Source organism: Brunnivagina elsteri CCALA 953, assembly GCF_002289455.1.
Lineage (GTDB): Bacteria > Cyanobacteriota > Cyanobacteriia > Cyanobacteriales > Nostocaceae > Brunnivagina > Brunnivagina elsteri.
This window is the reverse complement of sequence record NZ_NTFS01000256.1, coordinates 1-9,603: the sequence shown is the minus strand read 5'-3', so window position 1 is coordinate 9,603 and position 9,603 is coordinate 1. Positions and strand designations below refer to the sequence as shown.

Here is a 9,603-nt window from a genome sequence, read left to right as displayed (position 1 = left end):
GATTAAGAAAAAATTAAATATTTAAACCTATTCCACTCGATATAGGTTTATTTTCTGATGAGGGGAATTATAAATCATTTAACGAATTAACCAATCTGTCGTTGGGGAGTTTTAAAATACGTCGGAATATTTGTATAGTTGTGACGTTGGTTCAAACGAGAAAAACCATGAGTAGCAATAACTTAGCATCACGACTTTATCCTACACGCATTGACATCCCCGCAGTTCAGAGAAGTGAAATTGTCACACTACTTAACCAAACACTAGCAGCAACCTCAGACTTACAATCTCAAACAAAGCAAGCGCATTGGAACGTGAAAGGAAGCGACTTTTTCCAATTGCATGAACTATTTGACGAACTTGCTGGGGAACTTGAAGAATTTATAGATATGCTTGCAGAGCGCATCACTGCTTTAGGAGGTTATGCGATGGGAACTGTGCGTATGGCAGCAGCAAACTCAATTTTACCAGAATATCCCACCGATATTTTGGTCGGCATGGAACACGTTACAGCCTTAGCAGATAGATTTGCAGCATACGGTAGACATGTACGAGATGCGATCGCACAAACGGATGATTTAGGAGATGCAGATACCTCCGATTTATATACTGAAGTTTCCCGTACCATTGATAAGCGTTTGTGGTTCTTAGAAGCTCATTTACAAACTTCTAACAATGGGAATAATGTCACCTCAACAGCTAATAATCGAGATAAAGTCACTGTTTAAGTGTTTTCAGCAACTAAAATATCCCAACTATCAATTTATAAATCCCATCATTTGTCAAACTGGGATAATACTTGAAAGTTGAGATAATATAAGCGAGCTAATCCACTGACAATTTTTAATTAATAGTCACTTTTTGGTAAGTACTGCACTTTTAAGTGCGTACTTTTATTTTTTATAGGGATAACTTAATATTGAAATATGTAAGAAGAGGGAGTTGATTATGTCTCAAAACACCATTACTAATCTCATCCACGATCGCAATCACCGTGGCACTACAAAAATTGATTGGTTAGATAGTTATCATACGTTTTCTTTTGGTAATTTTTACGACCCAGAACGCATGGGTTTTCGTTCGTTACGAGTCATTAATGATGACCAGGTTGCTCCTGGAGCGGGCTTTGCAACCCACGGGCACAAGGATATGGAAATTTTGACCTATGTTTTAGATGGTGCGCTGGAACACAAAGATAGTTTGGGTACGGGTTCGATAATTCGTCCTGGGGAAGCACAAATTATGAGTGCTGGAACTGGCATTATGCACAGCGAATTTAATCATTCTCAAACTGAGTCAGTTCACTTGTTGCAAATCTGGATTTTACCAGATGAAAAAAATCTTAAACCGAGATATGAACAAAAGGCTTTTTCTATCGAAGAACGTAGTGGGAAATTACGTTTAATTGCTGCGAAAGATGCACGTGATGGTGCTGTAAAAATTTACCAAGATGTAGATTTATATGCATCGATTTTAAATGTTGATGATGTTGTTAATTATCAAGTGAAATCAGAGCGTTATGCATGGTTACAAGTTGCGAAGGGAATAGTAACTTTAAATGGTGAAGAGCTTCGTGCTGGTGATGGGGTACAAATTAATGGTGAAGAACAGCTTGAAATTACTACAAATGTAGGAGGGGAAATTTTGTTGTTCGATTTGGGTTAAGTGGGTATGGGATGTAATTATCCCTCATAATATTAGAACAATTTATTTTTGTCTAATTGAAATACATAATTCTGCTTCAAAAGTTACCTCTCCATATGCGTGGAGGGGTAATTTTTACGTAGCAAAAATAGGAAAGTAGATTAATGTTGGATTATACTATAAATGGCTTGGAGTTTGGCTTTTAAACGCAGAGGTTTGCAGGGAAAAGTGCAAAGTTTCGCGGAGAATATTTGCAATTTTGTACTGATGGAAAATGAAAATGAGACAACTCCCAACTGTCATAATGATGCATCTTCTAACTAATACGTAATGCTGCGATCACAAGTTTATTTTATGCTTAGTGGAGGAATAAAATACTGCTCGCTTACTCCGGTAAATTACTGATATAAAATTTAAAATCCCAAATTTTCAACCTAGTTACATTTTTTACTAAAGCTCAAATAATCCCCAATAAACTATTAATTACACGCAGGCAAAGACAACATAAATAATCACCATATAATTAAAATTTTTCAGCAAAAACTAATAGGACAAAAAGAGAAGTTGATATGTAAGCTTAAATTTATCAGCAACTTTTTAATAGATAAGCCAAAACATATGAAAATAGTATTTCTGGATGCCACACGATACTCTCTTCATTTTTAGGATTAGCTTTACTTGGCAAATTCCATCCCATCCCATTCGCTTCTTATCCACCTATCCAATTCCCGTAAGTTATGACACCTTCCGAACCACAACCCGATTTTGACGAAAACTCCTCCCCAACAGTATTAGACCCCCCGCAAACAAAGCGTAGGTGGATTTTGCCTGTATTAATTATGCTTAGTACAGTAGGTACAGGATTTGCTGCTTGGCGTTTTTTTGTTCCCGGAAACCAAAGCACCCAAATAAATACCGCTACAACCGCTACCAAACAACAAGAACCGGGAATATCCGTCAAGCTATTAACCCTAGAACCAAGTATTGTCCAAGAAACATCAGAGTTTGTCGCTAGTCTCGAATCCCGTCGCTCTGAGACAATGCGATCGCAAATTCAAGGTCAAGTTACGCAAATTTTGGTGAAGTCGGGAGACACAGTAAAACAAGGTGCATCGCTTGCACAGATTGACTTTCGTCAACCCCAAGCAGTAATTCCCAACCTCAACCCTTCTCTAAATCCCATAACTTTAGCAGCACAATCCCAACTAGAAATTGACCGTTCTACCCTCAGAACATTAGAGAGCGATCGCATTACCCAGCAAACTGAGTTGAAATCCAGTCAGCAGGAATTTGACCGTTACAATACCCTGGCATCCCAAGGGGCTATTCCCCGACAAACTAAAGACCAGTATGCCATTCGTTTGGCTACGGCAAAAACAAATTTAAATGCCACTGAATCCAAAATTCAGGCACAAAAAGCAGCTATAACAAAGGCAGAAAGAGCAATTCAACAACCCCAACCCAACACCCAAAAACCATCAATCAAGCCGCAAAATTACCGTATTGTTGCTCCTTTTGCTGGTACTATTGGTGAAATTCCTGTTAAAGTGGGCGATGTTGTCAATACATCAACGCAGTTATTTACCATTACTCAAAATAACCCGTTGGATGTACATGTGTTTGTACCCATCGAGCAAGCGCCTAAACTTCAAAATGGGATGTTGGTGGAAATCATGGATATTCAAGGGCGTATTATTGGCACTAGTCGCGTATTCTCCATCTCTCCTAAACTCGCGAATAATACCCAATCTGTATTAGTAAAAGCGCTTTATGATAATTCCAAAAACCAGCTAAAAGCAGACCAATTCCTCCGTGCCAGGTTAATTTGGAAACAACGTCCTGGGGTATCAGTACCAGCAACAGCGATTTCCCGTGTTGGAGGGCAAACCTTTGTGTATGTTGCGGAAACACAAACGTCGGGTGTTTCATCTCAGTTAGTTGCCAAGCATAAACCTATCAAACTTGGTCATATCAAGGGTAGTAACTATCAAGTTCTCGAAGGATTGAAACCAGGAGAGCAAATTATTACTTCAGGTTTAATTAACCTGAGGGAAGGCGATCGCGTTCTACCGGAATAGCAGGTATTCACAAATTGTAGGGGTGGGGTATCCCCGCCCTTACTGACGAATGATACGATTGATAAATCTATAGTATCTGCATACATCCTAGATACAGTAAGATTACGTAACTGTAATAAATCTTAAATTAGCTAAAAAAAGTTACTTTGTTGCCATATTCGGGAACTCTAGCAATATGGTTCAGTTAGGGCTGGTGTTACTTCCCAGGTATATCTGAACCCTATTGTGAAAGCAACACTATTTGAGGTTTTGAGAATTAGCTATGGATAAATCAATTATTCAATTGGTTGACGAGTTACCATCGGATAATATTACCGTCAAAGTATTAAAAGCTCTTGATTTTGTCGCACCAGGTCAGTGGAGTAATTTGCAGGGTTTTGATAATAGTATCCGTGTAATTACAGGGGAAACAGATGCGAATGTAATTCAAAAAATTCGCGATCGTGCAACGACTCTATATAATGACCCCCAACAGGGTTATCAAACAGCCATCAAACTGTATCAAACCATTGATAAGGCTGATATGGCAATGGCAACGGCTGCTTTAGCGAGTAAAGTTGGTGAAAAAATCCCTTTTCTTTCTTTCTTAAGTAATATCACTCCCAAAGCAGATGTAACCCAAACCATCGATCTAGTTTTAAAAATCGCGATCGAAATCATTGCTTTCTCCAAACTCAACGGTATTCCCCAACCTAATCCCCAAGAATTTGCCAATTCTCTCAGCACTCACTACCAAGATGCGTCATTCATGCGGATGGCAGCTTTGGTTTGCATAGATGGAATTTTGCCCTTAGGACCCGACTTTCTTGGTAAAATTCAATCAATCATGACTAGTGCAGATACAACTGCAATTACTCAAAATCCCCTCTTCTCAACCGTAAGTAGCACTCTTCCAGGTGACAATACAAACGACAAACTTGGTTTTATCACCCAGGGTTTTAACTCGGTACAAGGTTGGATGGGTGATTTAGTCTCCAAAACAGGTGTAACCCCCCAATCCATATCTAGTAATCTCGGTAATTTTATTCAATTTGCCGATGATAACTTAGATTTTGTCGCTGCATTCCTAGACCAAACCACCAATTATTACGAACATACGGGAATCCAAACCGTAGCTAAAAAGGTAATTTTGCAAGCTCATACTTTAGTTAAAGCAGAAATTGCCGCAGCACCAAAACCCGAAGCTGATACATTAAAAGCTGTAAAATCAGATACCAGCAATGCTTCTGCTACTGCTGATAAGTATACAGTAGGGCAAACAATAGAAGTTTGGGACGGTGAGGAAGAGGATTGGTATCGGGCAACGATTGAGAAAGTTGCAGAAAAACGATTCTTTGTCAGTTATGTCGGTGAAGGTTCATCGAATGACGAATGGGTTGAAGAAGATGATGTGCGTATTCGCGATAAGCGGAGCTTAATGCCGAAGGCATATCGCAGTTCAAGCGACGAAAATGGATATGCGATCGCGGATAAAGTCAAAGTTTGGGACGAAGATAACGAAGATTGGTATTCGGCAATTATTGGCAAAACCCAAGGACAACAATACTTTGTACAATACATCGGTTACGACTCATCCCACGACGAATGGGTTGACTTGGACGAAATCAGTTAATTAATACAGTTTGTAATTAAATATACCGTAGGGGCGAACGGCTGTTCGCCCTTATTTTAATTTTAGAGTACTCCAAGTAAAAAAATGCCCAATTGTCATTACGAATGAAGCGATAGCGGAGTGAAGTAATCGCATAGTCTACAAGTTCTTGCGTTCGCGGAGCGTGTCCACTACCCTTCGGGAAGGCTTTGCCAACGGACTTATGCTACCCTGCGCTTGCTTCTCCGCTTCGGAGTACGCAATGACTGATTTTGGACCATTTATTTGTTGGAACACTCTTATTCAAAGTTCGCCCTTATTTTAATTTTATTCAAACCATAAACATCACCAAAAAAATATAGAAACGGAAAATTTCTCATCTCTACAAAATTTATTCTATTTAACTGAACCCATCAAACCTTAATAAGCACCTTCCTTCACAAACACAACCTTGACAGTCTGAAACAAAATCCGTAAATCTAACCACAACGACCAGTTTTCCATGTAAGAAACATCAAGACCAACGACTTGTTCAAAGTCGGTAATATTTGACCTACCGGAAACCTGCCATAAACCCGTTACCCCAGGAAGCACTTCTTCACGAATAAAGTGTTGTTTAGCAAACTTCTCGACATCTCTGACAGGCAAAGGACGGGGACCAACTAAACTCATCTCACCCAAAACTACATTAAACAATTGTGGTAATTCATCCAAGCTGTAGCGACGTAAAAACTTACCAAGAATAGGAATACGAGGGTCATCTTTCATCTTAAATAATACACCATCTTTCATCTCATTCGTCGCTTCCAATTCCTTTACTAATTATATAGGTAGGACAGGTAATTACACCTTGTTTGCGGAATCGCTTGACTGTTGTATCGACAGCAAATCTACCAATACATGTGAAGGAAATACTTAACAACCAAGATACAACAAATGTAGAACCCGATAAGCTACTTGTAGATTCGTTTAAAAAGTTCAAAACGAAGAACAATAAATAAGAAAGAGAAATGGTTTTGACTAGCTTTAAGTAATCTCCTCGATTTTTTCCTGATGCGTAAAGTCCTTGCAGTGCAATAAAACCAAGGTGAATACCTAAAATTGCAAATAGCAGTGAAGGAGATTCATCTTTAACCCAAGGATAAACGGGATTATTAGTTAAAACTTCGGGTATTTTACTTCCTAGAAATAACCCAACTCCATCAAGGCTAATTAACACAGCTTGACGCAGCCAAAATGCACCGATGCGTTTGCGTAGTTGTGCTGTGGAAGGAGCGCGTAAATCGAGATTATCAGTAGGTAGCGAACTTTTTTGGATGTCAGTGATGAAAGTCATATTCTTTGTTGTAATTCTATTGATTCTTTTGTGTTTTTTATGTTGCGAGTCAAAAGAATTTATCTATTTCTAAGAAATGAGCATTCACCCTGAATAAAAAAAGTGGAGAGTTCTTCATGCGTGCAAAAGTTACTTTTTCTTGTGTGTTTTCGTAACCCTGGTGTGGTAGACAAAGATAAAGGTAGATGAAGAAATTGGTTGATGCGATCCTAATCTCTGGAGGTTCTTTCTAAATGGTATCTGCTTACGTGATTGTTTTCACTTACGTAGAAACTTCAACCATGTTTAAATAATAATCTCTGTAAGATTAAAATGGTGTAAATACAACCATATTTTATATAAACTTCTGATGTAAATACTGAATTTATCAGTTTATTTTCTAACTTTAATTATCGGAGCAATACCGTATATTCACTAAGTCGTCAATGCAGCTAATGACGCATTCTCAATTGTCATAAGCATTTTTTACTATTAGTAATAGACGATTTATTAACTGTCACAATATATTGATTAATCATAGAAAAATGTGATGAAGGTACTTGAATTTCCCCAAATAAAAGAACCACACCCTAACCCTCCCCTTGGCAAGGGGAGGGAACTAGATTTCTAGTTTTCTCCCTACCCTACGGGAACGCGAAGCGCGTATGCAAGGGGGAATTAAGGGGGGTAATTCCTAGGTATCAGGGGAAATGTTGTTACATAATTCCTGTCAAAAAAAAAGGCGTACAGTAACTAGCTGTACACCATTAAGTATTAAATTATTGAAAATATGTTACCTATTGCGATCGCAACCTAGTATTATCAAAAGCACGTGCGATCGCATTCCATCCCAATTTGTGATTCATGTTTGCATCGAAAGGTAAAGGACGAACGGATGCTTTATCTGGACGGGGTTTAAAGTCGGATAGCCAGCTATATTTATCACTAATTCCCCAAGTAATCACCGTATTTACCGCAGGTTCAGCGAGAACTGTTGAAAGGTAGTCTTCGTAGGTTTTGGCAATGATGCGATCGCGCATTTCAATGTCGTAGGGTAATTTTTCATCGGTAACATCCAGTTCGGTAATCATGATTTTTAATCCTAAGCTGGCAACATCACGCAAAAATGAAGTTATTATTTACTATTTCCGAATCCCTATTTTTGGACGGGAAACTCGTTGCTCAGAGTATTCATGAGAATAGTATAAATAACTATCGACTTCATTTTCCACCGCAATTCCATTAACCACTATTCCTAAAACATTTTGTTGCGATCGCATTAATGATTCTTTTGCCGCATTCGCACTATTAAAGCTGACTACTCCTGGTCTGGTAACTAATAATACACCATCTGCCATTTGTCCTAATGTCAATGCATCTGCACCTAATGTCACAGGTGGAGCATCAATAATTACACAGTCGTAAGTTGCTACAAATTGTTCGATTAATGCTGCCATCCGCTTAGAATCCAGTAACGCCAATGGATTTGGGGGAATTGCACCTGCACTCAGTACGTTCAAATTAACCATTACCTCAATAACAGTGGTATTAAATTCTGCTTGTCCAACAAGGACATCACTTAAACCAGCCGCATTCGTCAAACTCCAAATATGATGTTGGGAGGAATGATGCAGACATGCATCTACCAAGAGTACTCGTTTTCCTAATTGAGCCATTGATGTGGCTAAGTTTGCAGAAATTGTACTTTTGCCTTCTTGGGGAACGGAACTGGTAAGCTAAAACTCACTTAATTTGTATACCGAAAAGCTCATAGCAAGGCTTTCAGGGTTAAAAAGATGTCATTTAGATGCGTCTAAGCTTAACTACAATTACTGAAGGTGGTTTATCTGAACTGAGAAATTTTAAGTTTGCTTGCAACATTTGATATGCTTGAGCAACAGGTAAACGTGGAGTATTTTTAACAAATAGTTGTGGTATTTCCCACTCTGAATCTTGATTTTTAGCAAAGGCTTTTTTGGTGAGAGAAGGAATTACACCAAGTAAGGTAAATCCAAATACTTCTTTTGCATCTTGGAGATGTTTAATCGATTTATCTCTAATTTCGAGAATGACAATTGCTCCGGTTGCTAACAATACTCCTAAGAAACTACCCAGAGCTAAGATTATCAATTTTTGACTAGCCATTGGTTTGGGAGAGACAAAAGCATCTTGAATAATCCGAGCATTTCCAGTTGTTTGATTTTCCGCTACTCGTATTTCTTGGAGCTTTTTTAATAAGGTTTGATAGGTAGATTGCGAAGCTTCTAATCGTCGCTGTAATTCGTACTGTTCTTGTTCTAATCTCGGTAAAATATTGAGTCTATTTTTGTAAGCGATTTGAGTTGCTGATAATTATTGTAAGCGACTAATTAAGGCAGAGCTTTCTATTTCTGATTTTACTAAATCCAAACTCAACTGTTGCTTGATTATTCCTGTTTGCAAGTTCTCAGTTGTGACTATTTTGCGATTACCCACCGAATCTTCTACAGGTTTATCCAAAAGAGATTTTAGTGCATCTCTTTTATTTTGAAGATTTTTAATAGTTGGATGGGTTGGTAAAAAACGACTTTGTTCGGCAGCTAATTGATTTTCAACTTGTTGGTATTCCTCCAATACCTTTTGTACGGCAGTTGAGCGATTCAAAGAATCCACTTTATTCACTTCTTGAGAACTCATTCCTATTTTCTCACGGAGACTTTGAGAACGTTTACTTGCATCTGCTAATCCTGCTTGTGCATCATAAATTTTGCCCTCTAATTCTTTTAAAATTGCAACTGATGTCTTTGATTCTTCATCCAATACTGTGTTCATGTTGATAATCCCTGAGCATTTTTACGGAATAATTTTAATTAATTAGCAAAGAGTTTGAAAAAGTTAGATGAGCTTTAATCAGCAAAAAAATATTCAGTTTTTATCTATTATTTTAATATTTTATAAAAATTTATCCGGATTACTTTTCCGGATAAATTTAGTTC

Annotated in this window: 8 protein-coding genes and 2 pseudogenes; 4 read left to right on the top strand and 6 right to left on the bottom strand. The window is 38.1% G+C overall.

The features are described from left to right. The first annotated feature begins 167 nt into the window (after nucleotides 1–167). From dps to CK510_RS20075, 4 genes are all read left to right on the top strand, one after another. Nucleotides 168–728, top strand: coding sequence for a DNA starvation/stationary phase protection protein Dps (gene dps / locus CK510_RS20090; protein ID WP_095723391.1), 561 nt, complete (start codon nucleotides 168–170; stop codon nucleotides 726–728). Nucleotides 729–948: 220 nt separating this feature from the next. Beyond that, complete coding sequence (locus tag CK510_RS20085; protein WP_095723390.1) at nucleotides 949–1,665, top strand: pirin family protein; 717 nt, start codon at nucleotides 949–951, stop codon at nucleotides 1,663–1,665. Between the two features lie 716 nt (nucleotides 1,666–2,381). After that, entirely contained in the window at nucleotides 2,382–3,722 is a 1,341-nt protein-coding gene (locus CK510_RS20080; RefSeq protein ID WP_095723389.1) for an efflux RND transporter periplasmic adaptor subunit, read from the top strand. Nucleotides 3,723–3,984: 262 nt separating this feature from the next. Beyond that, a complete protein-coding gene (locus CK510_RS20075) occupies nucleotides 3,985–5,334 on the top strand; it encodes a hypothetical protein (RefSeq protein WP_095723388.1) in 1,350 nt (449 codons plus the stop codon). A gap of 399 nt (nucleotides 5,335–5,733) precedes the next feature. Here CK510_RS20075 and CK510_RS34310 read toward each other — a convergent pair. From CK510_RS34310 to CK510_RS20045, 6 genes and pseudogenes are all read right to left on the bottom strand, one after another. Then, a pseudogene (locus tag CK510_RS34310) lies at nucleotides 5,734–6,135 on the bottom strand (sugar transferase); the annotation flags it as partial. Next, nucleotides 6,107–6,649, bottom strand: a complete 543-nt coding sequence (locus CK510_RS34305; RefSeq protein WP_095723386.1) for a hypothetical protein — start codon at nucleotides 6,647–6,649, stop codon at nucleotides 6,107–6,109. The gene CK510_RS34305 and the pseudogene CK510_RS34310, both read right to left, overlap by 29 nt. 776 nt (nucleotides 6,650–7,425) lie before the next feature. Further along, nucleotides 7,426–7,752: an endo-1,4-beta-xylanase gene (locus CK510_RS20060; protein WP_373695817.1), complete on the bottom strand. Its 327-nt coding sequence runs from the start codon at nucleotides 7,750–7,752 to the stop codon at nucleotides 7,426–7,428. An 18-nt stretch (nucleotides 7,753–7,770) separates the two neighbouring features. Beyond that, nucleotides 7,771–8,349, bottom strand: a pseudogene (locus CK510_RS20055) (tyrosine-protein kinase family protein); the annotation flags it as partial. An 82-nt stretch (nucleotides 8,350–8,431) separates the two neighbouring features. Continuing rightward, nucleotides 8,432–8,941, bottom strand: a complete 510-nt coding sequence (locus tag CK510_RS20050; RefSeq protein WP_245912234.1) for a GNVR domain-containing protein — start codon at nucleotides 8,939–8,941, stop codon at nucleotides 8,432–8,434. A 39-nt stretch (nucleotides 8,942–8,980) separates the two neighbouring features. Beyond that, entirely contained in the window at nucleotides 8,981–9,439 is a 459-nt protein-coding gene (locus CK510_RS20045) for a hypothetical protein (protein WP_095723383.1), read from the bottom strand. Between the last annotated feature and the right edge of the window lie 164 nt (nucleotides 9,440–9,603).